This window comes from Campylobacter sp. TTU-622 (assembly GCF_016598965.1).
Lineage (GTDB): Bacteria > Campylobacterota > Campylobacteria > Campylobacterales > Campylobacteraceae > Campylobacter_D.
Genome location: NZ_JAENKR010000002.1, coordinates 1 through 21441, shown reverse-complemented (window position 1 = coordinate 21441; position 21441 = coordinate 1). Strand labels below are relative to the sequence as shown.

The 21441-nt window shown below is 27.8% G+C and carries 33 protein-coding genes and 1 pseudogene; 4 read left to right on the top strand and 30 right to left on the bottom strand.

The window, feature by feature from the left end; translation table 11 throughout:
* Window positions 1-44 precede the first annotated feature (44 nt).
* Window positions 45-665 (bottom strand): annotated as a pseudogene (locus JG677_RS09055) (DAHL domain-containing protein); the annotation flags it as partial.
* Window positions 649-1560, bottom strand: a complete 912-nt coding sequence (locus tag JG677_RS00645) for a cytochrome-c peroxidase (RefSeq protein ID WP_200169184.1) — start codon at window positions 1558-1560, stop codon at window positions 649-651. The gene JG677_RS00645 and the pseudogene JG677_RS09055, both read right to left, overlap by 17 nt.
* A gap of 207 nt (window positions 1561-1767) precedes the next feature.
* Between JG677_RS00645 and JG677_RS00640 the strand changes: the two genes are divergently transcribed.
* From JG677_RS00640 to JG677_RS00630, 3 genes are all read left to right on the top strand, one after another.
* Window positions 1768-2415 carry a ferritin family protein gene (locus JG677_RS00640; RefSeq protein WP_200169183.1) on the top strand — a complete coding sequence of 216 codons (648 nt, stop codon included), beginning with the start codon at window positions 1768-1770 and terminating at the stop codon, window positions 2413-2415.
* A 3-nt stretch (window positions 2416-2418) separates the two neighbouring features.
* The gene (locus JG677_RS00635; RefSeq protein ID WP_200217019.1) at window positions 2419-2658 is read left to right on the top strand and encodes a ComEA family DNA-binding protein; all 240 of its coding nucleotides are present in this window, start codon (window positions 2419-2421) and stop codon (window positions 2656-2658) included.
* 192 nt (window positions 2659-2850) lie between these two features.
* A complete protein-coding gene (locus JG677_RS00630; RefSeq protein WP_200169181.1) occupies window positions 2851-3417 on the top strand; it encodes a ribonuclease HII in 567 nt (188 codons plus the stop codon).
* Window positions 3418-3545: 128 nt separating this feature from the next.
* Here the strand turns inward: JG677_RS00630 and secY are convergent, their stop codons facing one another.
* From secY to dnaA, 27 genes are all read right to left on the bottom strand, one after another.
* Window positions 3546-4811, bottom strand: coding sequence for a preprotein translocase subunit SecY (secY, locus tag JG677_RS00625; protein WP_200284642.1), 1266 nt, complete (start codon window positions 4809-4811; stop codon window positions 3546-3548).
* On the bottom strand, window positions 4811-5203 hold the full coding sequence (gene rplO / locus JG677_RS00620; RefSeq protein ID WP_200169179.1) for a 50S ribosomal protein L15: 393 nt from the start codon (window positions 5201-5203) through the stop codon (window positions 4811-4813). The genes secY and rplO overlap by 1 nt, the downstream gene beginning before the upstream one ends.
* Window positions 5204-5207: 4 nt before the next feature.
* Window positions 5208-5651, bottom strand: coding sequence for a 30S ribosomal protein S5 (gene rpsE / locus JG677_RS00615; RefSeq protein ID WP_131163245.1), 444 nt, complete (start codon window positions 5649-5651; stop codon window positions 5208-5210).
* Window positions 5652-5666: 15 nt separating this feature from the next.
* On the bottom strand, window positions 5667-6023 hold the full coding sequence (gene rplR, locus JG677_RS00610) for a 50S ribosomal protein L18 (RefSeq protein ID WP_200169178.1): 357 nt from the start codon (window positions 6021-6023) through the stop codon (window positions 5667-5669).
* A 9-nt stretch (window positions 6024-6032) separates the two neighbouring features.
* A complete protein-coding gene (gene rplF, locus JG677_RS00605; RefSeq protein ID WP_200169177.1) occupies window positions 6033-6569 on the bottom strand; it encodes a 50S ribosomal protein L6 in 537 nt (178 codons plus the stop codon).
* A gap of 73 nt (window positions 6570-6642) precedes the next feature.
* Window positions 6643-7038, bottom strand: a complete 396-nt coding sequence (gene rpsH / locus JG677_RS00600; RefSeq protein WP_200169176.1) for a 30S ribosomal protein S8 — start codon at window positions 7036-7038, stop codon at window positions 6643-6645.
* A 10-nt stretch (window positions 7039-7048) separates the two neighbouring features.
* Complete coding sequence (locus JG677_RS00595) at window positions 7049-7234, bottom strand: type Z 30S ribosomal protein S14 (RefSeq protein WP_131163241.1); 186 nt, start codon at window positions 7232-7234, stop codon at window positions 7049-7051.
* Window positions 7235-7236: 2 nt separating this feature from the next.
* The gene (rplE, locus tag JG677_RS00590) at window positions 7237-7782 is read right to left on the bottom strand and encodes a 50S ribosomal protein L5 (protein WP_200169175.1); all 546 of its coding nucleotides are present in this window, start codon (window positions 7780-7782) and stop codon (window positions 7237-7239) included.
* Between the two features lie 5 nt (window positions 7783-7787).
* Window positions 7788-8021: a 50S ribosomal protein L24 gene (gene rplX, locus JG677_RS00585; RefSeq protein WP_131163239.1), complete on the bottom strand. Its 234-nt coding sequence runs from the start codon at window positions 8019-8021 to the stop codon at window positions 7788-7790.
* Window positions 8021-8389, bottom strand: a complete 369-nt coding sequence (gene rplN, locus JG677_RS00580) for a 50S ribosomal protein L14 (RefSeq protein WP_131163238.1) — start codon at window positions 8387-8389, stop codon at window positions 8021-8023. The genes rplX and rplN overlap by 1 nt, the downstream gene beginning before the upstream one ends.
* Before the next feature lie 2 nt (window positions 8390-8391).
* Window positions 8392-8640: a 30S ribosomal protein S17 gene (gene rpsQ, locus JG677_RS00575; protein WP_200169174.1), complete on the bottom strand. Its 249-nt coding sequence runs from the start codon at window positions 8638-8640 to the stop codon at window positions 8392-8394.
* A gap of 3 nt (window positions 8641-8643) precedes the next feature.
* A complete protein-coding gene (gene rpmC, locus JG677_RS00570; RefSeq protein WP_131165627.1) occupies window positions 8644-8835 on the bottom strand; it encodes a 50S ribosomal protein L29 in 192 nt (63 codons plus the stop codon).
* A complete protein-coding gene (gene rplP / locus JG677_RS00565) occupies window positions 8822-9247 on the bottom strand; it encodes a 50S ribosomal protein L16 (RefSeq protein WP_200169173.1) in 426 nt (141 codons plus the stop codon). The genes rpmC and rplP overlap by 14 nt, the downstream gene beginning before the upstream one ends.
* A complete protein-coding gene (rpsC, locus tag JG677_RS00560) occupies window positions 9247-9948 on the bottom strand; it encodes a 30S ribosomal protein S3 (protein WP_131163234.1) in 702 nt (233 codons plus the stop codon). Before rpsC ends, rplP begins: the two co-directional genes overlap by 1 nt.
* The gene (gene rplV / locus JG677_RS00555) at window positions 9949-10323 is read right to left on the bottom strand and encodes a 50S ribosomal protein L22 (protein WP_200169172.1); all 375 of its coding nucleotides are present in this window, start codon (window positions 10321-10323) and stop codon (window positions 9949-9951) included.
* 10 nt (window positions 10324-10333) lie between these two features.
* Window positions 10334-10615, bottom strand: coding sequence for a 30S ribosomal protein S19 (rpsS, locus tag JG677_RS00550; protein WP_131163232.1), 282 nt, complete (start codon window positions 10613-10615; stop codon window positions 10334-10336).
* A 1-nt stretch (window position 10616) separates the two neighbouring features.
* Window positions 10617-11447: a 50S ribosomal protein L2 gene (gene rplB / locus JG677_RS00545; protein ID WP_200169171.1), complete on the bottom strand. Its 831-nt coding sequence runs from the start codon at window positions 11445-11447 to the stop codon at window positions 10617-10619.
* 1 nt (window position 11448) lies between these two features.
* Window positions 11449-11730, bottom strand: a complete 282-nt coding sequence (locus JG677_RS00540) for a 50S ribosomal protein L23 (RefSeq protein WP_131163230.1) — start codon at window positions 11728-11730, stop codon at window positions 11449-11451.
* Between the two features lie 2 nt (window positions 11731-11732).
* Entirely contained in the window at window positions 11733-12347 is a 615-nt protein-coding gene (gene rplD, locus JG677_RS00535) for a 50S ribosomal protein L4 (RefSeq protein ID WP_131163229.1), read from the bottom strand.
* Complete coding sequence (gene rplC, locus JG677_RS00530) at window positions 12344-12919, bottom strand: 50S ribosomal protein L3 (RefSeq protein ID WP_200284640.1); 576 nt, start codon at window positions 12917-12919, stop codon at window positions 12344-12346. Before rplC ends, rplD begins: the two co-directional genes overlap by 4 nt.
* A gap of 3 nt (window positions 12920-12922) precedes the next feature.
* Entirely contained in the window at window positions 12923-13240 is a 318-nt protein-coding gene (gene rpsJ, locus JG677_RS00525) for a 30S ribosomal protein S10 (protein ID WP_200169169.1), read from the bottom strand.
* 326 nt (window positions 13241-13566) lie between these two features.
* A complete protein-coding gene (gene queF, locus JG677_RS00520) occupies window positions 13567-13953 on the bottom strand; it encodes a preQ(1) synthase (protein ID WP_200284638.1) in 387 nt (128 codons plus the stop codon).
* Between the two features lie 113 nt (window positions 13954-14066).
* Window positions 14067-14600 carry an adenylate kinase gene (locus JG677_RS00515; RefSeq protein WP_200284636.1) on the bottom strand — a complete coding sequence of 178 codons (534 nt, stop codon included), beginning with the start codon at window positions 14598-14600 and terminating at the stop codon, window positions 14067-14069.
* Complete coding sequence (locus tag JG677_RS00510; protein WP_200217026.1) at window positions 14600-15574, bottom strand: HTH domain-containing protein; 975 nt, start codon at window positions 15572-15574, stop codon at window positions 14600-14602. The genes JG677_RS00515 and JG677_RS00510 overlap by 1 nt, the downstream gene beginning before the upstream one ends.
* 17 nt (window positions 15575-15591) lie before the next feature.
* Window positions 15592-17910: a DNA topoisomerase (ATP-hydrolyzing) subunit B gene (gene gyrB / locus JG677_RS00505; protein WP_200284634.1), complete on the bottom strand. Its 2319-nt coding sequence runs from the start codon at window positions 17908-17910 to the stop codon at window positions 15592-15594.
* Between the two features lie 36 nt (window positions 17911-17946).
* Window positions 17947-19014: a DNA polymerase III subunit beta gene (gene dnaN, locus JG677_RS00500; protein WP_200284631.1), complete on the bottom strand. Its 1068-nt coding sequence runs from the start codon at window positions 19012-19014 to the stop codon at window positions 17947-17949.
* 129 nt (window positions 19015-19143) lie between these two features.
* Window positions 19144-20466, bottom strand: a complete 1323-nt coding sequence (dnaA, locus tag JG677_RS00495) for a chromosomal replication initiator protein DnaA (RefSeq protein WP_200169163.1) — start codon at window positions 20464-20466, stop codon at window positions 19144-19146.
* 105 nt (window positions 20467-20571) lie between these two features.
* On the opposite strand from dnaA, the gene ruvC reads away from it, so the two are divergent.
* Entirely contained in the window at window positions 20572-21048 is a 477-nt protein-coding gene (gene ruvC / locus JG677_RS00490; RefSeq protein WP_200169162.1) for a crossover junction endodeoxyribonuclease RuvC, read from the top strand.
* On the opposite strand, the gene JG677_RS00485 is transcribed toward ruvC, so the two are convergent.
* A partial coding sequence (locus tag JG677_RS00485) for a DNA adenine methylase (RefSeq protein ID WP_200284629.1) occupies window positions 21045-21441 on the bottom strand: 397 nt, incomplete at its 5' end. The two genes, ruvC and JG677_RS00485, sit on opposite strands and share 4 nt — an antisense overlap.

Below are 21441 nucleotides of genomic sequence, written 5' to 3'. Positions count from 1 at the left end.
AAGGTATTATCTAAATACATTGAAGAATTTACTTGCATAATATAAATTTGATCGACAATCATTTGAAAATGTTTTAAAAATAAACTAAGCTCTTCATTTTTTATATTTATATTTTTTAAATTATTGATATATTTTCTAAGAATATCTAAAGTGGTTTTTTCTAAAATGCTTTGCGTTGCTAAAACTGTTAAAATTTCATTTGTATTTTTAAGAACTTCAGGTATTTTAGGATACTCTGTTAATTGATTGTTTAAATATTCTGTTAATATATTTTTATTTAATTCATAAAGATAAATTTTTGAATTAATTGCGATAGAATTTGCTGATTTAAATTTTTCTAATTGCTCTACTTTAGTTTTAAAAATATTATCAATTTCTGAAACATCTATTGAGAAATTACGAAGTTTGGTTAAAGAATCTTCAAATTCTTTAACCAAACTTACACTTGAATCATAATTAACAAAATTAAATCTCTTTTCAAAAATTTGATCAATCCTAGAATCTAAAATTTCTAATCTATTTAATAAATTTGCAACTTGCTCATTTCTCTTAGAATTCAAATGATTGCTAAAAATAAAAAACAATAATGCCAAAACAAAAACAAAAACAATTACAGCTAAGCAAACAAATTGATACAAGAAAAAACTTTTATTTGATTTGATCATTATATTCTCCTGTTAAACTTTCTAAAAAAGCTACAATCTCATCAACAGTTTCTTGATCTAAAAATTTACCAAGTTGATAATAAGCCATAAATTGAACACAAGCATCTAAAGTTGGAATAGACCCATCATGATAATAAGGAGCTGTTTTTGCAACATTTCTTAAACTTGGAACTTTAAAAACCATTTTATCTTCAGGATTTTTAGTTATTTCATACCTTCCTAAAACTTCTTGATTAGGATATTCTTCAAAAATTCCAATTTTTTGATACATATTACCTCCAATATTTATTCCTTGATGACAAGCTATACAACCATTATTTTTAAAGGCTTCATATCCTCTTTTTGCTTTTTGTGATATAGCAGTACTATCACCTTGCAAATATCTATCAAAAGGTGAATTTAAAGTAATTAATGTTTTTTCAAATTCTGCTATAGCATCCATTATATTATCTATATTAACCTTGCCATAAATTTTTTTAAAATCATCAACATATAAAGTATTGGTATTAATTTTCTGAATTAGTTCTTCTTCTGATTCTAAACCCATTTCTATAGGATTAAAAAATGGTACTTTAGCTTGTTCTTTTAAATCTTTGGCTCTACCATTCCAAAACTGAACAAAATTAAATACCGAGTTAAAAGTAGTAGGAGTATTAAAAGGTTTATCAAGTTGCCCTTTCACTCCAGTTGAAAATTCTTTATTATCAACTCCGAAATTATCAATTCTATGGCAAGTATTACAAGATACTGTTCCATCTTTTGATAAACTTGTATCATTATAAAGCTTCTTTCCCAAAATAGCCTTTTCTTTATTGTAAGAGACCTTAGATATAGGAGTTATCATATCATCTGCATAAAGAATTGAAATAAAAACTAAAAATATCAGCTTTTTCATTATAAAAATAACCTCTTTCTTAAATAATAAAATTAAATTTTTATATAATATTAATTTTAAAATTAAATATTTTTAAAATTAAAAATTAATATTTTATAATAAAAATATTATAAATATATTAATAAGTAATAAAAATTATTAATTGACAAAAGAATTTTTTTGTTATAAAATCATAAAGTTTAACACTATATAAACGAAGGACAAACAATGAGACAATATGAAACTTACAAATGCAATAAATGTGGCAATGAAGTTGAAGTTCAAAATGTTGGTGGTGGTAAATTAGTTTGTTGTAATGAAGAAATGCAATGCATAACAAAAGATTTAACTGCGGTTAATTTAATGAAAGCATTTGCAGGCGAATCAATGGCTAGAAATAAATATGATTTATTTGCAGATATAGCACAAGAAGAAGGTTGGCACGCAATAGCAAAACATTTTAGAGAAGCGGCTGAAAATGAAAAATGGCATGCAAGAGCTGAATTTAAAGCTTATCACGAAATCGTTGATGGAAAGCCTTTAGAAGTTACAACAAAAAATTTAATTAGCGCTGCAGAAGGCGAAAATTATGAACATAGTATTATGTATCCAAATTTTGCAAAAATTGCAGAAGATGAAGGCAAAAAAGCAATAGCAAGATTGTTTACAGCTATTGGAAAAGTAGAAATCGAACATGAAAGAGAATATTTAGCTCTTAAAAAAATGCTAGAAGAAGAAGAATTTTTTAATAGCGAAGTAGAAGAACTTTGGGTTTGTGAGGTTTGTGGTCATATTCATCGTGGTAAAAAAGCTCCTGCTGCTTGTCCTTTATGCAGAGCTCCAAAAGAATATTTTAAAAGAGAATTTTTAGGATAAAAAATGAAAAAGATTGGATTTTTATTTTTTATTCTTTTAAATGCATTATTTGCCAAAATTAATATTAATACAGCAAATATCGAAGAATTAAAAACTCTTAATGGTATAGGTGAATCAAGAGCTAAAGCTATTATAACCTATAGAAAAGATCAAAATTTTACAAGCATAGAAGATATTAAAAAAGTAAATGGTATTAGTGAAAAAATATTTACAAATATTAAAGATTCTATTAGCGTTGAATAATTAAACCCTAATAGGGTTTAATTATATTATTTAAAAATTAATTTTCAAAATATATAAAAATAATAAAATACTATTTCTATTTAAACTCTATTAAAATGTAAATTCATTAAATTAAAAAATATAAAAATTCATAATCAATTTTTAATCTTAATACTAAAGAAAATAAAATATAAAATTCACTACAATATTTTTATGAATTTATTTAAAGAAGATGAACTTACAATAAGCAATAATTTAATAGGTATAGATGAAGCAGGACGCGGGGCTCTAGCTGGTCCTATGTTTTTATCAGCTTGTAAACTTCACAAAAATATAAAAGGACTTTGTGATTCTAAAAGACTAAGCGAAAAAAAGAGAGAAGAGCTTTATACACAAATCATTAAAAATTCAAACTATCTAATACTTAGCTTTTCATCAGAACAAATTGATACTCTAGGGCTTAGCTCTTGTTTAAAAATAGGCCTAATGCTTATAAAAAGACATTTTAGTAAAGATAATGACTTTTTATACGATGGCAATACAAATTATGGTATAAATGGTATAAGAACTCTTATAAAAGCTGATTCTAAAATTCCTCAAGTAAGTGCAGCTAGCATACTTTCAAAAGTCAGTAAAGATAAGGTGATGAATTTTTTGGCTAAAGAATTTCCTTATTATAATTTTGAAAAAAATAAAGCTTATGGCACAAAAAAGCATAAAGAATTGATTCAAAAATTTGGACCTTGCAGACTTCATCGTAAAAGTTTTAAGCTTATATAAACTAAAAAGCATTAAGGCTTATAAAAATTAATTGATCAAATAATAAAAAATAATTTTATCAAGTATTGTGCAAGATAAAGATTGCTAAATATTTTTGATAAATTATAGACAAAGAAAAATTCCTTTGTCTATAAACCTACTGCGCTAAGAGTTTGGTATTTGCTCATATAAATTTGAGCTTCAATTTTTCTCATTGTATCAAGGGCAACTTGAACAACAATTAAAACAGAAGTACCTCCAAAATTAAAAGGTACTCCCATAAATTTAACTAAAACCCAAGGTAAAGTGGCTATAAGCCCAAGATAAATAGAACCTGATAAAGTAAGTCTTGATGCAATTTCATTTAAATAATTTGCCGTTCCTTCTCCAGGTCTAATTCCTGGTATAAACCCTCCTTGCTTTTTAAGATTTTCTGCTATATCTTTAGAATTAAACACTATAGAAGAATAAAAATAAGCAAAGAAAATAACAAAAAAGAATGTTAGAATATGAAATATATAACCATTTGGATTTAAAAAATCATTAATAGCTTGTAAATAAGAATTGGTACTTGATTGTAAAATTGTAGCTGGAAACATTAAAATCGCACTTGCAAAAATAGGAGGTATAACACCGCTTAAATTTAATTTAATAGGAATATAGTTCATAATACGTTTATTTTGATTTTGCATTACAACTTTACGCGAATAAGAAATTGGAATACGACGCTCTCCTAATTCTACATAAATTATAATACCTATAGTTAAAAGAATCAAAACAAAAATAACAAATGCGCTTAAAAAATTCATTTCCCCTGAATTAATTTGACCCACAGTATTTTCTATAGCTCTTGGAATAGCTGAAACAATTCCAGCAAAAATAATCAAAGAAATACCATTACCAACACCTTTTTGTGTAATTTGCTCTCCTATCCACATCAAAAGTATAGTTCCTGCAAGCATAGAAATAGCACAAAGAGCTATAAAGGTATTTGCATCCTCTAATATAATGGCATTAATGCCTCCGCGTCCGTGTAAACTTTGCAAACCTATAGCCACACCTACACTTTGAACTAAAGTTATAAAAATAGTTGCATAACGGATAATCTGCATATATTTTTGCATACCATCACGTTCTTTTTTCATTTTTCCAATATTTGGAAAGGTGGCAGCTAAAAGTTCCATAATAATAGAAGCTGTAATATAAGGCATAATCCCTAAAGAAATAATAGAAAATCGCTCAGCTGCTCCTCCGCTAAAAACATTAAACAAACCTAAGGCATTATTTTGATTATTATTAAAAAATTCTGCAATTACATCAGCATTGACGCCAGGAACAGCCACATAAGCTAAAACCCTATAGGCGAATAAAAACGCTAAGGTAATTAAAATTTTATTCGTCAATGCTTTATTCATTATTTTATTCCACTAATACTTATATTCTGATCTTTAATTTTAGAAGCTAAATCTTTAGCACTTTTTCCAATTAATTTTATTTTTTTAACAGCTTTTGAAATTTTATGTATGCTTTTAATGCTTTCAAAGCTAATTTCGCTTAATTCTTTAATAGCTACAATTTTTTCAACATTAATTACATAAGGTTTTTCCACTCTAGAAGTAAAACCTACTTTTGGTAATCTTCTTTGAAGTGGTTGTTGTCCTCCCTCAAAACCTCTTTTTTCATTATAACCTTTTCTTGCAGTTTGGCCTTTTCCTCCTTTGGTGGCAGTCTTACCCATACCAGAGCCTTGACCACGGCCAATTCTTTTAGTTTTATGCGTTGAACCCGCTGCTTTTGTTAAATTCATCTTCTTATCCTTTTAACATTGTTAAAGCTTTGATTGTAGCACGAACCACATTAGCTGAATTATTTGAACCTAAAGATTTAGTTAAAATATCCTTAATACCCGCAAGTTCCACAATAGGACGTGTTGAACCACCTGCTATAACTCCCGTTCCTTCGCTTGCTGGTCTAAGTAAAATTCTACTTGCATTATATTTAACTTCAACATCGTGAGCGATAGTAGAACCTTTAGTTTTTACTTCAACCATATTTTTAAAGGCATCATCAACAGCTTTGCGAATAGCATCAGGAACTTCTTTAGCTTTTCCATAGCCTACACCTACTAAACCTTTACGATTTCCTACTATAACTAAAGCAGTAAATCTAAATCTTCTACCACCTTTAACAACTTTAGTAACCCTGCCAATATCGACGATTACTTCTTCAAATTCTTCTCTATTATATTTTTCCATCGATCCTCCTTTGGGTTATAGCTTAATGCCATTTTCTCTTAAAGATTCAGCTAAAGCTGCAATTACACCATGATAAACATAACCATTTCTATCAAAAATACCTTGTTCGATTTTTTTAGCTTTTAAAATTTTTGCAAATTCAGCAGCTATTTTTTTAGCACCCTCTTTATTTGCTTTTACATTTATCTTACGTCCATCAATTGCTGCTAAAGTTACAGCTTTAACATCATCAATAGCTTGTATATATAGGGTTTTATTTGATTTAAACACAGAAATTCTAGGTAAAACTTCAGTTCCTGAAATTCTTGCTCTAATTCTCTTTTTTCTTTTAATTCTTAAAGAAATTTTTCTTTTTAATATATTTATTCTCATACCCTATCCTTACTTCTTAGATGTTTTACCAGCTTTACGGATAATACGCTCATCAGAATATTTAACGCCTTTACCCTTATATGGCTCTGGTGGTCTAAACTCACGAATTTGAGCAGCAACTTGTCCAACAACTTGCTTATCACTTCCTTTTACAATGATATTATTTTTATCTACTACAATTTCAATACCTTCTGGAATATCATAATTAATAGGATGTGAGAAACCAAGTATTAATTCTAATACTTTACCTTTTAATGCTGCTTTATAACCAACACCATTGATTTCAAGAGTTTTTGAGAAACCTTGAGTCATTCCCACAATCACATTATAAGCAAGCGCTCTATAAGTTCCCCAATAAGCTCTACTTTGTCTGTCTTCACCCTTTGGAGAGAAAATAATTTGCTTATCTTTAATTTCAACATTAACATTAGCTTTTGTATCAAGCTCTTTTATTAAATTTCCTTTTTTAAATTTTAAGAAATTTCCTTCTATTGTAACTTCTATCCCATCTGGAATAGAAACTGGTTGTTTACCTATACGAGACATATTTTTCCTTTTTATTTGTCTAGGATATTTCTACTTTTTAAAGAATGGATACCCAATGCCATAAAAAGTAAGATTACCAAATGGTACATAAAATTTCGCCACCTACTCCTGCTTTAAAAGCTTCATCGTTTGGCAAAACACCTTTGCTTGTGCTAACTACTATAGTTCCATAACCATTTTTAAAACGTTTAATTTCATCTTTACCTTTATAAACACGACGACCTGGTTTAGAAACTCTTTTAATTTCGTTTATAACACTTTGTCCTTTTTCATCGTATTTTAAAACTACATTAACAAATTTCTTTTTATCTTCTTCAATAATATTGAAACTTTCAATATAACCTTTTGCTTGAAAAATACCCACTAAAGCTTCTATAACATTAGAATGTAAAAGCTTAGTAGTTTCAAGCTTTCTCATACTTGCATTTCTAATACGAGTAAGTGAATCTGAAATTATATCATTGATCATTATCTTTTCCTTACCAACTTGCTTTTTTAAGACCTGGAATTAATCCTTCATTGCCCATTTTTCTTAGACAAACTCTGCAAATTCCAAAATCTCTATAAACTGAATGAGGACGCCCACAAACTTGACATCTTGTATATCCACGAACCTTAAATTTAGGTTTGCGTGCTGCTTTAGCAATCATTGATTTTTTAGCCATTTTTATCTTCCTTTTGCAAATGGCACACCTATAAGTTCTAATAATCTGTGTGCCTCTTTATCGTTTTGTGCTGTTGTAACAATAGCAATATTCATGCCGTGAGTTCTTAAAATTTTATCATACTCAACTTCTGGAAACATTAATTGCTCATCAAGACCAAAATTATAATTTCCACGTCCATCAAAGCCATCTTTGCTTAAACCTCTAAAATCCTTTACTCTTGGTAAAGCAATAGAAATAAGCTTATCTAAAAAAGCATACATATTATCTTTTCTTAAAGTCACCATAACACCTACAGGAAAACCTTCACGCACTTTAAAACCAGCAACAGATTTTTTTGCTTTAGTTATAACGGCTTTTTGTCCAGCAATTAAAGAAATAGTATCTGCAATATTTTGCAATACTTTTTGATCTTTAGCTAATTCTCCTGCTCCTACACTAATAACAATTTTTTCGATGCTAGGTATAAGCATAGGATTTTTAATATCAAATTCTTTAACTAAAGCAGCTTTTATGTTTTGATCATATTTTTCTTTTAATCTCATCATAAATTCTACCCCTCAATCTTTGCTACATTGGAAATATCCATAGGCATTTCTTTATTGATAAAACCACCATTTGGATTTTTCTCAGTTGGCTTTACAGCTTTTTTAGCTATTTTGCAACCTTCAACAATCACTTGAGATTTTTTTGGAAAAACTGCTAATACTTTTCCTGTTTTACCTTTATCATCTCCTGTAATGATTTTTACATTATCACCTTTTTTAATTTTAAATTTAACCGCCATTATAATACCTCCGGTGCTAGTGAAACAATTTTCATAAAGCCACCATATCTAACTTCTCTTCCCACTGGTCCAAAAATACGTGTTCCAATAGGCTCTCTCTTGCTATCAAGTATTACAGCAGCATTTTCATCAAAACGAATTAAAGATCCATTTTCTCTATGAATTTCTTTTTTAGTGCGAACTATGACTGCTTTAACAACCTGACCTTTTTTAACCTTACCATTTGGTAAAGCTTTTTTTACAGATGCAACAATTACATCGCCTACTGTAGCATATCTTCTTTTGCTACCACCCAAAACCTTAATACACATAAGTTCTTTTGCACCACTATTATCAGCAACTGCAAGTCTTGTAAAACTTTGAATCATTATTAAACTCCTGTAGCTAATACAGATTTTAAGCGAAATGATTTTCTTTTAGAAAGAGGTCTGCATTCTATAGCTACCACAACATCTCCTACTTTAGCCTCATTTCTTTCATCGTGAATTAAATATTTTTTAAATCGTTTAACAATTTTTCTATATCTTGGATGAACAACTTTTCTTTCAACCAAAACACTTACTGTCTTATCCCCAGCAATCTTAACAACAATACCTTGAATTTCTCTTTTAAATGCCATATTCTATCCTTGTTTTAAAACGCTAATTGCCGTACTTATTCTAGCAATATCTTTTTTAACTTGTCTAATCTCATTTGGATTAGTAAGTTGCATAGTTTTTAGCTTTTGTCTTAAAGTGAATAAAAGCACCTTTTTTTCTTTTAGCATTGTTGCAAGCTCGGCTGCATTTTTATCTTTAATTTCAGTATATTTCATTTTGGCTCTCTCTTGTAACAAACTTAGTTTTAAAAGGTAATTTATGCATAGCTAATGTTAAAGCTTTTCTTGCCATTTCTTCATTAACTCCTGCCATTTCATAAATAATACGTCCTGGTTTAATATTCATTACCCATTCTTCAACTGCACCTTTACCTTTACCCATACGAGTTTCTAAAGGTTTTTTAGTTAAAGGCTTATCAGGAAAAACTCTAATCCAAGTTTTACCTTGTCTTTTAACAAAACGAGTTAAAGCTATACGCGCAGCTTCGATTTGACGTGAATTAATGCGACCTGCTTCAGTGGCCTTTAATGCAAATTCACCAAAAGTAAATTCTGTTCCTCTGCAAGCATAACCTCTATTACGCCCTTTCATCATTTTACGATATTTCGTTCTTTTTGGCATTAACATTATTTACTCCTTCTTCGTCTTGTTGTTTTTTTAGCCGGAGCATTTTCTTCAGTTTTTTCAGGTTGCATTCCTTTTTGTAATACTTCACCTTTAAAGATCCATACTTTTACTCCTATGTTTCCATAAGTAGTTCTAGCTTCTGCAAAACCATAATCAATTTTTGCTCTTAAAGTATGAAGTGGCACACGACCTTCTAAATACCATTCTGTTCTTGCCATTTCAGCTCCGCCTAAACGGCCTGAAACAGAAACTTTAATTCCTTTAGCTCCTGCTTTTTGCGCTCCTTGAATAACCTTTTTCATTGCTCTTCTAAAGGCTACTCTCTTCTCTAATTGAGTTGCAACACTTTCTGCTGCAAGTTGAGCTGAAGCTCCTGCTTTTCTTTCTTCTTTAATGTTGATATTAACATCTTTACCAATTAAATTTTGAAGATCTTTTCTTAAAACATCAACATCGCTACCTTTTTTACCAATAATTATGCCTGGTCTTGCTGCTACAACAGTCACACGCAATCTTTTAGCTGTTCTTTCAACTAAAATTTGACTAATTCCTGCATAATAAAGTTTTCTTTTTAAAAAAGTTCTGATTTTGTAATCTTCACCAATATTTTCAACCAAACTTGTTTTACTAGGAAACCATCTTGATTCCCAATTTCTATTAATTCCTAATCTTAAACCAATCGGATTTACTTTTTGTCCCATTTAGCTTTCCTTCTTTGCTGTTGCTTTTTTAGTGCTTTTATTATTTTTTGTTTCTTTTTCTATTTTAGCAACCTCTACTAAAATATGAGAAGTAGGTTTTCTAATACGACTTGCACTTCCTCTAGCACGTGGTCTAAATCTTTTAAGAACAGAACCTGCATCAACACGGCAACTTTTAATTATAACTTCATTGGCTTCAAAACCACCATTAGCTACTGCACTTGAAATAGCATTAGCAATATATTTAGCACCTTTATTTGGCATAAATTTTAAACTTGCCATTGCAAGTTCAGCATTCATACCTTGAACCTCTCTTGCAATAAGTCTTGCCTTAGTTGGAGACAATCTTATGAATTTAATTAAAGCTTTACTCATATCTTATCCCTTACTTACCTATTTTCTTTTGAACAGAGCCTTTATGGCCTTTAAATGTTCTTGTTGGTGCAAATTCGCCAAGTTTATAACCAATATGGTTTTCTGTAATATAAACAGGAATAAAACTTTTGCCATTATGAACATTAAAAGTTAAACCTATCATATCAGGAATAATTGTACTTCTTCTTGACCAAGTTTTAATAGGTTTATTATCATTATTCTTTTTTGCAGCGATGACTTTTTTCATCACATGATCATCTACAAAAGGACCTTTTTTTAACGATCTAGCCATCTTATTTTCCTTTTCTTCTTGAAATTATTAATTTATCACTTGCTTTTTTACGACGTGTTTTTGCACCTTTAGTAGGTTTACCCCAAGGAGTCACAGGATGACGTCCTGAATTTTTCTTACCTTCTCCCCCTCCGTGTGGGTGATCAACTGGGTTCATAGCAGAACCTCTGGTTTGAGGACGAATTCCTCTATAGCGATTACGACCTGCTTTACCTATGGTAATGTTAGCCCAATCTTCATTTCCAACTTCACCAATACTTGCCATACATTCAGCTAAAACTTGTCTCATCTCACCACTAGCAAGTCTTAAAATAACATATTTTTCTTCCTTGCCCATAAGTTGTGCATATGCTCCTGCTGAACGTATCATTTGAGCACCTTTGCCTGGCTTTAATTCTATATTATGAACTATAGTTCCAATAGGAATATTTTTAAGCTTCATAGCATTACCTGGCTTTATATCAAGCCCACTTTCTGCTGAAGCTACTATATCTCCAACATTTAGACCTTTTGGCTGAATAATATATCTTTTTTCTCCATCTTTATAAGAAATCAAAGCAATTCTACAATTTCTATAAGGATCATATTCTATAGCTTCAACTTTACCTTCTATACCGAATTTACGACGTTTAAAATCTATAATTCTATAAAGTTTTTTAGCTCCAGCTTGTTTATGACGGCTTGTAATTCTTCCATAACTATTACGACCCGAATGAGATTTAAGTTTTACAAGCAAAGATCTTACGCTTGGTTTTGCTGTAATATCTTCAGAACTTAAACCTGTCATATATCTTCTACTTGGAGTATATGGTTTGTAAGTTTTAATTGCCATTTTAAGCCTCCATATTTTCTAAGCTAACACCTTCAGGTAGCTTTACATAGAATTTTTTATAATCGTTTCTTTGTCCTGTACGACCTCTAAAACGTTTCACTTTTCCATTAGTTCTTAAAGAATTAATACTTTGTGCATTTACGCCAAAATATTCTTTTAATATTACTTTTAAACTTGTTTTAGTCATTCTTGTTGAAGTTTGAATAACTACGACACCATTTTCTTGTAAATTCAAGCTTTTTTCTGTATAAAGTATAGTTTTAATATCTGTAATATCTGCCATAATTATCCTTCTTTTGTAATTGAATCTAATGCTGATTTTTCAAAAATAACTGCATTAAAAACAGCTACAAGATATGCATTAACTTCGTTTATATCAACAACATAGCAATTTGACAAATTTCTATAAGCTAAAAGTGTTTTTTCATCTAGCATATCTTTAACAATTAAAGCATCTTTAAGCCCTAATTTTTTAATAACAGCATTAGCATCTTTAGTTTTACCACTTTCTATAGTTAATGAAGGAACTACAAAAAGAGAATTTTTTGAAGCTTTTTCTTCTAAAGCTCTCTCAAGTGCTAATCTTTTTTGCTTTTTATTAACTTTTTGGAAATAATTTCTATTATTAGTAGGACCAAAAGCTACAGCACCTCCTACCCAAACATTTGTTCTTGTAGAACCAGCTCTTGCTCCACCTCTTCCTTTTTGTCTCCAAGGTTTTTTACCACCACCACTTACGTCGCTTCTACCTTTTGTATGAGCAGTATTTGCTCTAAGACTAGCAAGATAAGATTTTACATATAAATAAAGATTGTGTGGATTTACTTCTGCATATTTAGCAGGAAGATCTAATTCTCCAGCTCTATCAAATTTTTCATCTAAAATAGTTATTTTACTCATTTTGCAATCCTTATTTTACCCATGGCACCATTATATCCTGGTACTGCACCTTTAACAACTAAAATTTTATTTTGTGCATCATAGGATACAACTTCGTTTTTAACACTAACCTTTTCATTTCCATAATGTCCTGCCATTTTCATCCCTGGTTGAACACGACCTGGCCATTCTCTATTACCAATTGATCCATGGCGTCTATGAAATCTACTTCCGTGAGATGCTGGACCACCACCAAAATTATGTCTTTTAACAACACCACTATAACCGCGTCCTTTAGAATTAAAACTTACTTTTAAAATTTTTGCTTCATTTAAAGGAGTTTCATCTAAATCACCTATTTCTGTATTTGCCACTTCTAAAGTTGCAAAGCGGTTAAATTCAGCTGAAAGATTGTATTTTTTTTGCTGACCTTTTATACATTTGTTGCTTCTTTTACCTTTAGGATAAGCAACTAATGCTCTACCATTATCAATTTCACAAACTTTAGCATTCACAACTTTTAATAAAGTTACGGCAATACTAGGACTTGTGATAGTTCTACTCATACCTATTTTTTCTACAATATATTCCATATTCTATCCTTTTTTACCCATAGCTCTAACTTCAACATTAACTTCTGGAGCTAAATCAAGCTTAGTTAAAGAATCAACTGTATCAGGAGTAGCAGCCACTATATCTAATAAACGTGCGTGAATTCTAATTTCAAACTGCTCACGAGAATCTTTATTAATATGTGGGGATTTTAAAACTGTATATCGTTTAATTTTAGTAGGTAATGGTATTGGACCTCTAATATCTGCACCTGTTCTTTTAACAGCTTCTACAATCGCTGCAACTGTTCTATCTAGGACTCTGTGGTCATAAGCTTTAAGCTTAAGCCTAATTCTTTCCATAATTTTTCCTTTTAAAAGAACTCGTTAGTTTAAAAACTAACTAAAAATAAAACGAAAGTATAATAAATTCATATTTTGCTTGTCAAGAGAATTTATAAAAATATTTAATTTTTATCCTTTAAATAAGGATAAAAATTAAAATTATTACTTTATAATTGGTAATAAATTTTTAAAAATAAAAAGTATTTTATATAAAATTTATTTTTTATTATTTAAAAAATAATCTTAATTAGTACGATTAAAGTATAAAAATTTAATAATTGAATTTGAATTAAATAGATAAAAATTTATTATTTTTAGATTTAATTTTTATCCATTTTTTAAATTTACTTTGGCACAATCATATCACTTCGACATTCTATGATAGTATGTACATTACCACGTGGGTTAAAATCCCCTACAACTTTAATCCATTTTGGTTTTAATTTATCTTTTAAAGTATTGTAAATTTCATTGATACTTGCTTCGTGAGAAATATTTCTATTCATAAAAGAATTAATATATAATTTTATAGCTTTAAGTTCAACTACTAGTTTATCTGGAATATATTCAAAATAAATTGTTGCAAAATCAGGATATCCACTTCTTGGACAACAGCACATAAATTCAGGCAAAGTAATCTTAATCACATAATCATTTTTAGCATCATTTGGCCAAAGCTCTAAATGTTTATCTACATCAAATTCTTTTATTTCTTTTTCACCATAACGCATTATTTATACTCCTTTTAAATAATTTTAGTTTATTAATTTTAAAATTAATTACAAATATAGACGAATATTTATCTGCTAATAGTATTTTTTCTAAGAGTAAAATTATACAAAAACTAATTAAAAAAAATTAAGGCTTTTTCAAACTCTAATTCATAATTTTCTTTAAATTCTAAAAAATTACATTGGTATTTTAAACATTCTTCTTTTAATTTTAGATGATCTTTTATAAGTTCATTTAGAATTACTTTTTCACTTGCTAAACGTTTTTCTATTACACTTTCTTTTTCATAAATCAACTCATAATTTTTTAGAATATATTCTTTAGAAAAAAGTAAATTTAAATGTTTTATTTTAGATTTAAACTCTTCTTTTAAAAGATTAATATATTTAGGATAAAGATAAATTCCTTCTAAAATAAGATTTTGATTATTTTCTAAATTAGTTTGTATGATACTTCTAATAATAGGATATAAAAATTTAGCGATTTTTATATCTTCATCAACTTCAAAAGGTTTAGGAAAAATTCCTTTTAAAAATCCCATTTTTAAATGATCTAAGCTTATATAAGGATAATGATAAAGTTCTAAAAGTTTTTGAGCGAGTAAGGTTTTTCCAGTATGTGATTCTCCAGCTATTAAAAAAATCATTAAATAATTTTTTTATCTTTTAAATATTTTTGCATTTTTTCATCATTGTAAATTTCATCATAAAATTTATATCCAATACGTTCAATATCACTTATACTAATATCTTTACTTAAATTTTGTATGAAATTTTTAAAATCTTCATTTTTGCTCACTAATAAATCGAGTGTTATTAAATCTAAATTCTGTTTTTCTTTTGCTCTAATAATTATTTTAGAATTATTAATATCTGTATCAAGCTTTATAAAACCTATACCAAAAGCATTATTTAGTCTCCAAAGTTCTTTCATAATTTCATCATCAAATTCTAAAGCAACTAAGTATCCTTCATTCGCCCAACTTGAATTACTTACAGCTTGAAAATAACTTGATCTTAAATTAGAAAAATCAAGTTTGACTTTTAACTCAAAACTATAAATTTTATAAGAAATTTGATTTAAATTTTTACAAAGTGTAAAAGTTTCATCTTCATAATCTTTAAAAGGAAAATGCACACCAACTATATCAGGATGAATCCATTCATTTTCGCCACTTTTACCTCTTTGAGACTTTTCGTGAAAAATAGTTTTAGAATAAAGATTAAAATTTTCACTTTCAAATAAAAATTTAACAAGTAAAGGATGTAAATCCCTTTCTTTAAATTTAATTTCTTTTTGAATCAATAAATTTGAAAATTTATTAGTTGATATATTTTCAATATTTTTTAAATCGAGCTCATTTTCTCTTTCTTTAAGCCAAAATTTTGTTGGTCTTTTAGAAACTATTGAAAACAGAGAATTTTTACTATTTAAATTTACATAAATTTTAGCAGTTAAACTTGCAACTGGAGTTTTACTTAAATTCCCATCTTTATAAGTTTGAAGTTTTTTTTCAAAACCTTTATCTAAAGCATATTGCCAAATTTCATTTGCACTTAAAGGAAATTTACTTTCTTTTAAAACTTCTATAATTAAATCTAAAAAATTATATTTTTTCATAAATTATCTCTAAATTCTCACACATCTAAATGCTTGACGTCCTTAGCGTGAGCTTGGATATAATCGCGTCTAGGTTCTACATCATCACCCATAAAGAGATTAAAAGTATCATCAGCACTTTGTGCATCTTCGATGGTAATTTTAAGAAGTCTTCTTGCACTAGGATCCATAGTTGTTTCCCAAAGTTGTTCAGGATTCATCTCACCTAGACCTTTATAACGATAAATATCAGCTCCTTTTTTAGCATTACTTTCTACTTCTTCTAAAATTTCTAAAATATCTTTTTCAAATTTCAAATCTCTTTCTTTAATCTTATCAAAGATAAAATTTGCTTCAACATATAAAGGATGAGTAAATAAATCATCATTGATTAAAAGTTCTTCAAGTCCATTTTCAGTTTGAACAAAAATACGAATTTCATTTTCATTGATATAAGAATTTAAAATATTATAATTTGATTTTTCAAGATAAACTTTTATAATGTTAAAAAGTTCTTCATTTGAATTTTTAATTAAATCTGGATTTTCAATTAAATATCTAATCACTGAAATGATATTAAATCTTTTTTCAAGTTCTTTAAGTACAGAACGATAAGCTGAAACGATTTTTAAAAAATCTTTTAAATCATTAAGTCCTATACCTTGGTAGTTAGAATTTTCTATACCCATTTCAATTAAAAAATCATTTAAAGCCTTTTCATCTTTTAAATAAATTTCTTTTTTCTTTTGTCCTCTTTTTTCATAACGATATAAAGGAGGTTGAGCTAAATAGATATGACCATTTATTATTAAATCTTTCATAAAACGGAAGAAAAAAGTTAAAAGTAGAGTTTGTATATGAGATCCATCAACATCAGCATCTGTCATAATGATGATTTTATGATATCTAAGTTTTGAGATATCAAAATCTTCTCCTATACCACAACCAAAAGCAGTAATCATATTTTGAATTTGTTCTGATTTTAAAATTTTATCAAGTCTTGCTTTTTCAACATTTAAAATTTTACCTCTTAAAGGTAAAATTGCTTGAAAAGATCTTTCTCTACCTTGTTTTGCAGAACCCCCTGCAGAATCCCCTTCTACAAGATAAATTTCACTTTCACTTGGATCTTTACTTTGACAATCAGCTAATTTACCAGGCAAAGTCCCTACACTTAAACTTTCTTTTTTACGTGTTAATTCTCTTGCTTTTTTAGCTGCTTCTCTACCGCGTGCTGCCATTAAGGCTTTATTCATTATAGCTTTTGCTTCTATAGGATTTTCTTCAAAATATTTAGTTAAATACTCAAAAGAAGCTTTTGAAACTATAGGACGTACATAAGTTGAACCTAGTTTTCCTTTAGTTTGTCCTTCAAATTGTGGTTCAGGAACTTTAACACTTACTATAGCTATAAGTCCTTCACGAATATCTTCTCCAGTAATTTTACTATCTTTTTCTCTAGCACTTGCATTAGCTTCTATGTAATTACTTATTACGCGTGTTAAACCCATTCTAAAGCCTGCTTCGTGAGTTCCACCATCTGGAGTTTTAATATTATTTACAAAAGAAAGCAAATTTTCACTATAAGAGTCATTATAAAGTAAAGCTACTTCAACATTTACATCTTCTTCATCTACACTGAAAAAAATTGGTTTAGTTAAAGCTATTTTTTTATTTAAATCTGTAACGAATTGAGAAATTCCACCTTCAAAATGAAAGCTTTCGTATTTTCCTATACGATTATCTTTAAAATTTATAGTAATTTTTGGGTTTAAATATGCAAGTTCACGAAATCTTTTAGCTAAGATTTCATAATCAAATTCTGTTACTTCAAAAATTTTATCATCAGGCCAAAATTCTATGGTTGTTCCTGTTTTTTTACTTTTTCCTATTACACCAAATTCACTGATAACTTTACCTTCTGAAAATTCTTGACGATAAATTTCTCCATTTCTTTCGACTGTGGCTACAAGTTTTTTAGAAAGAGCGTTTACAACTGAAACCCCAACACCATGCAAACCACCTGAAACTTTATAAGTATCTTTATCGAATTTTCCCCCTGCGTGAAGAACAGTTAAAACAACAGTTAAAGTTGGCATATTTTCTGTAGGGTGCATATCTACAGGAATTCCTCTACCATTATCACTTACTATACAACTTCCTTCAGTTGTAATTTCAATATCAATAGTATCACAATGCCCTGCCATAGCTTCATCAATAGAATTATCTACTACTTCATAAATCATATGATGAAGACCACCTATATTGGTATCTCCTATATACATACCAGGACGCTTTCTAACAGCTTCTAAACCTTTTAGAACTTTAATATTACTTGCGCCATAATTTTCTTGCATATTTTTCCTTTTAGTTAAATTTATGATTTTTAAAAATTATAAAATCATTGGCATAATAACCATTTCAAGTTTTCCTGAACTTACAACAAAAGCTAAATTTGGTTCATTGATACTGATTTTAAATTCATTTTCTTCAATAGAAGATAGAAAATCTAATAAATATTTAATTTTAACACTAAGAGCAAATTCTTCTTCTAAATTAAGTTCTATATCAAGCTCTGTTTTTGCTTCCATATTATCAAGACTAATACCTTCAAATATAATTTTATTTTTTAGGAAATGAATTTTTAATTTTTCTGTTACTACGCTAATTTTCTTTAAAGAATCTATAAAATCTTCGGTTTGTAAAATAATTTCTTGTTTAAATTGTTTTGGCACAACTTTTTCATAATCTGGGAATTTATCATTAATAAGTTTTGTGAAAAATTCAAAATTGTCATTTTTAGCTATAAGCATATTTTCATCGTAAAATATTTCGATTTTTTCATAAAAAAGTTTTTGCATTTCTGTAATAGCTTTTTTAGGGATACAAATGTGAAATTCTTGTTCATTATTTTTTTCTAAAGTATAAATAGCTAATCTTCTTGTATCTGTTCCTACAAAATTGATTTTTTCAGTTTTTATATCTAAAAAAGCACCATTTAAAGAATATTTTGGATTATTTGTATCTATACTTGGGAGAATTTTTTTAAGAGATCTGCTTAAATCACTAGAATCAATATCGAATTTATTTTTACCTTCTGTTTGTGGGAAATTTGGAAAATCTTCATAATTAAACATTGGTAATTTATATTTTGTGCTTTTTTGTCTTATAAATAAAAAATTATCGATAGTTTCAAGTGTAACTTCTTCATTGTTTAAGTTTTTGATTACATCAACAATGCTTTTTGCATTTGCTGTTGCAAAACCAGAAGATTCTATACGAATTTTTCTGATTTTATAATTTATTCCTATTTCAAAATCAGTTGCTTTGATTGTAAGTTTATCTTCATTTGCTTCAAAAAGTAAATGAGAAGTGATAGTACTAGAATCTTTCTTTTCTACATAAGCATTACATAAAATAATAGCAGATTCTAAAGTTTTTTTATTTATACTTAATTTCATTTTTTCTCCTTTTTAATTTAATTTCATCATAATAATAAGCATATTGAAAATGTGAAAAAGTGTTTTAAAAATTTATTTTATCATAGTTTTTTCTTTTTTAATTTTTCATTTTTATTCACATTTTTTCACTTAACTTTGACTTTTTGTTAAAATTTTATTTTTAAGTTCTTCAATTTTATTTTTAAGTTCTAAATTTTCTAAAAAAAGTTCATTAATTTTTTTAATATTATGTGAAATTGCTGTGTGATCTTTCATTTCAAAAAACATTGCAAGTTGAGGCATAGACATAGTTGTAAGCTCTCTTGCTAAAAAAATCACAATGCGTCTTATAGTTACTATATTTTTTGTTTTTCTGTTTGATTTTATATCACTTGGTTTTATATTAAATTCTTTACAAACAATATTAAGTATATCTTCTATAGTAATATTTTCTTTTTTCTCTTTGATATGATCTTTCATTAAACTTTTTGCTATATCTAAAGTTATTTCTTGGTTAATAAGTCTTGAATAAGCATTTAGATTTGTAATCATACCTTCAATTTCTCTTATATTATCTCCCATAGAAGTTGCAATATAATTAATAACTTCATTATTTAAATTTACTTCATTAAATTCACATTTTTTTCTTATAATTGTCATTTTTGTATCAAGTTCAGGCGGTGTAATATCAGCAATTATTCCATTTGCAAAACGACTTTTTAATCTTTCTGTGATACCTTTTAACATATTTGGTGGATTATCTGAAGTCATAATAATTTGACCTAATCTATCTTTAATTTCATTAAAAGTGAAAAAAAATTCTTCTTGAATTTTATCTGTTTTTCCTAAAAATTGAACATCATCAATGAGTAATACATCACAATTTCTATACTTTTCGTGGAATTTTTCCATAGTTTTATTGCTTAGATGAGAAGTAAAATCATTAACAAAATTTGCACTTGTAGCATAAATAACTTTTTTGCCAAGTTCTAAACAAGTATTGCCAACAGCTTGGAGTAAATGAGTTTTACCAAGCCCAGTTGCTCCATAAATAAAAATAGGATTATAAAGTTTTCCTAATTTATCTTTGTTAGCTACAGCTTTACAGGTTACATAGGCATATTCATTCGAATCTCCTACAACAAAACTATCAAAGGTAAAAGAGGGATTTAATATAGTGCTTTGTGTTTTAATTTGCATTATATCTATTTTACTAGCTTTAGAATGGGTTTTTGTATTTTGTGTTTGAATAATAACTTTTGCTTTGATACCAGTTTGTACTTCATAAAAATAAGAAATTTTTTGAGCGTATTTTGTTTGAGTAAATTTAGCTAGAAATTCATTTGAAGCATTAAAAACTAAAAGATCTGCTTTGCTTTGTTTTTCATTTAATTTAAGAGGTAAAATATAATTTTCATACTCATTTTCTGAAAGTTCTTTTTTTAAAAAATCAAGTATTTTATTTATATCCATTGAATCCTATCTAATATATTTTTTAAATTTTATCTTTAATTTTATAAAAAAAGGTTAAAATTATTCACATCTTTAGAAAAGAATTTCACATTTTTAAGGTTTATTTTGAAAATTTTAGGAATTGATCCAGGAACTCGTTTTTGTGGTTATGCTATTATAGAAAGTGATAAAAATAAAAATACTCTTATAGAAGCAGGACTTATAAAGATTAAACCTTCTACACTTCAATATCAAATTACAGAGCTTTGTGAAGGACTAGATTTAATCTTTAAAAATCATCAATTTGATGAGGTAGCTATAGAGGATATATTTTTTGCTTATAATCCAAAAACAGTTTTAAAACTTGCACAATTTCGTGGAGCTTTAAGTTTAAAAATTTTACAAATTCATGGTGAGTTTAAAGAATATACTCCTTTACAAATTAAAAAAGCAATAACAGGAAAAGCAAAAGCGACAAAAGAACAGGTTGCTTTTATGGTAAAAAGACTTTTAGGAATTTCAAAAGATATTAAACCTTTAGATATTACAGATGCTATTGCTATAGCTTTAACACACGGAGCAAATTTAAGGATGAAATATTAATTTTTAACTAAAATATAAAGTTGCTCATTAACATAAATAGAGCGATTTTTAAGATTTCTACTAGCTCTAAAAGTATTGTATTTTTGTTCCAATAAAAAACATTTTCCAAGATTTTGTAAACGTTTTAAAAAATTTTCTTTTTTAACAAAGCCTTCACAATTATAAGATAATAAAATGATTTTAGCTTTTAAATTATAAATTAGATCAAATAAAGCATTTTCAGCATTTTTTTGACTATTATAAACACTACGATTCCAATCTTTTGGAATTCCACTTATATTTGAAATTTCTTTGGGTTCTTTATAATTTGCAATTAAATTTAGCATAAAATAATTAGAGCTATAAGGGTGTTGATTATAAGGGGGATCAAGATAAATTACATCTATATTATCA

Coding starts and splice junctions, on each gene's coding strand:
- JG677_RS00645 (WP_200169184.1), bottom strand. CDS start 1,560: ATGAAAAAGCTGATATTTTTAGTTTTTATTTCAATTCTTTATGCAGAT.
- JG677_RS00640 (WP_200169183.1), top strand. CDS start 1,768: ATGAGACAATATGAAACTTACAAATGCAATAAATGTGGCAATGAAGTT.
- JG677_RS00635 (WP_200217019.1), top strand. CDS start 2,419: ATGAAAAAGATTGGATTTTTATTTTTTATTCTTTTAAATGCATTATTT.
- JG677_RS00630 (WP_200169181.1), top strand. CDS start 2,851: ATGAATTTATTTAAAGAAGATGAACTTACAATAAGCAATAATTTAATA.
- secY (WP_200284642.1), bottom strand. CDS start 4,811: ATGAATAAAGCATTGACGAATAAAATTTTAATTACCTTAGCGTTTTTA.
- rplO (WP_200169179.1), bottom strand. CDS start 5,203: ATGAATTTAACAAAAGCAGCGGGTTCAACGCATAAAACTAAAAGAATT.
- rpsE (WP_131163245.1), bottom strand. CDS start 5,651: ATGGAAAAATATAATAGAGAAGAATTTGAAGAAGTAATCGTCGATATT.
- rplR (WP_200169178.1), bottom strand. CDS start 6,023: ATGAGAATAAATATATTAAAAAGAAAAATTTCTTTAAGAATTAAAAGA.
- rplF (WP_200169177.1), bottom strand. CDS start 6,569: ATGTCTCGTATAGGTAAACAACCAGTTTCTATTCCAGATGGGATAGAA.
- rpsH (WP_200169176.1), bottom strand. CDS start 7,038: ATGATCAATGATATAATTTCAGATTCACTTACTCGTATTAGAAATGCA.
- JG677_RS00595 (WP_131163241.1), bottom strand. CDS start 7,234: ATGGCTAAAAAATCAATGATTGCTAAAGCAGCACGCAAACCTAAATTT.
- rplE (WP_200169175.1), bottom strand. CDS start 7,782: ATGATGAGATTAAAAGAAAAATATGATCAAAACATAAAAGCTGCTTTA.
- rplX (WP_131163239.1), bottom strand. CDS start 8,021: ATGGCGGTTAAATTTAAAATTAAAAAAGGTGATAATGTAAAAATCATT.
- rplN (WP_131163238.1), bottom strand. CDS start 8,389: ATGATTCAAAGTTTTACAAGACTTGCAGTTGCTGATAATAGTGGTGCA.
- rpsQ (WP_200169174.1), bottom strand. CDS start 8,640: ATGGCATTTAAAAGAGAAATTCAAGGTATTGTTGTTAAGATTGCTGGG.
- rpmC (WP_131165627.1), bottom strand. CDS start 8,835: ATGAAATATACTGAAATTAAAGATAAAAATGCAGCCGAGCTTGCAACA.
- rplP (WP_200169173.1), bottom strand. CDS start 9,247: ATGTTAATGCCAAAAAGAACGAAATATCGTAAAATGATGAAAGGGCGT.
- rpsC (WP_131163234.1), bottom strand. CDS start 9,948: ATGGGACAAAAAGTAAATCCGATTGGTTTAAGATTAGGAATTAATAGA.
- rplV (WP_200169172.1), bottom strand. CDS start 10,323: ATGAGTAAAGCTTTAATTAAATTCATAAGATTGTCTCCAACTAAGGCA.
- rpsS (WP_131163232.1), bottom strand. CDS start 10,615: ATGGCTAGATCGTTAAAAAAAGGTCCTTTTGTAGATGATCATGTGATG.
- rplB (WP_200169171.1), bottom strand. CDS start 11,447: ATGGCAATTAAAACTTACAAACCATATACTCCAAGTAGAAGATATATG.
- JG677_RS00540 (WP_131163230.1), bottom strand. CDS start 11,730: ATGGCAGATATTACAGATATTAAAACTATACTTTATACAGAAAAAAGC.
- rplD (WP_131163229.1), bottom strand. CDS start 12,347: ATGAGTAAAATAACTATTTTAGATGAAAAATTTGATAGAGCTGGAGAA.
- rplC (WP_200284640.1), bottom strand. CDS start 12,919: ATGGAATATATTGTAGAAAAAATAGGTATGAGTAGAACTATCACAAGT.
- rpsJ (WP_200169169.1), bottom strand. CDS start 13,240: ATGGAAAGAATTAGGCTTAAGCTTAAAGCTTATGACCACAGAGTCCTA.
- queF (WP_200284638.1), bottom strand. CDS start 13,953: ATGCGTTATGGTGAAAAAGAAATAAAAGAATTTGATGTAGATAAACAT.
- JG677_RS00515 (WP_200284636.1), bottom strand. CDS start 14,600: ATGATTTTTTTAATAGCTGGAGAATCACATACTGGAAAAACCTTACTC.
- JG677_RS00510 (WP_200217026.1), bottom strand. CDS start 15,574: ATGAAAAAATATAATTTTTTAGATTTAATTATAGAAGTTTTAAAAGAA.
- gyrB (WP_200284634.1), bottom strand. CDS start 17,910: ATGCAAGAAAATTATGGCGCAAGTAATATTAAAGTTCTAAAAGGTTTA.
- dnaN (WP_200284631.1), bottom strand. CDS start 19,014: ATGAAATTAAGTATAAATAAAAAAACTTTAGAATCTGCTATTATTTTA.
- dnaA (WP_200169163.1), bottom strand. CDS start 20,466: ATGGATATAAATAAAATACTTGATTTTTTAAAAAAAGAACTTTCAGAA.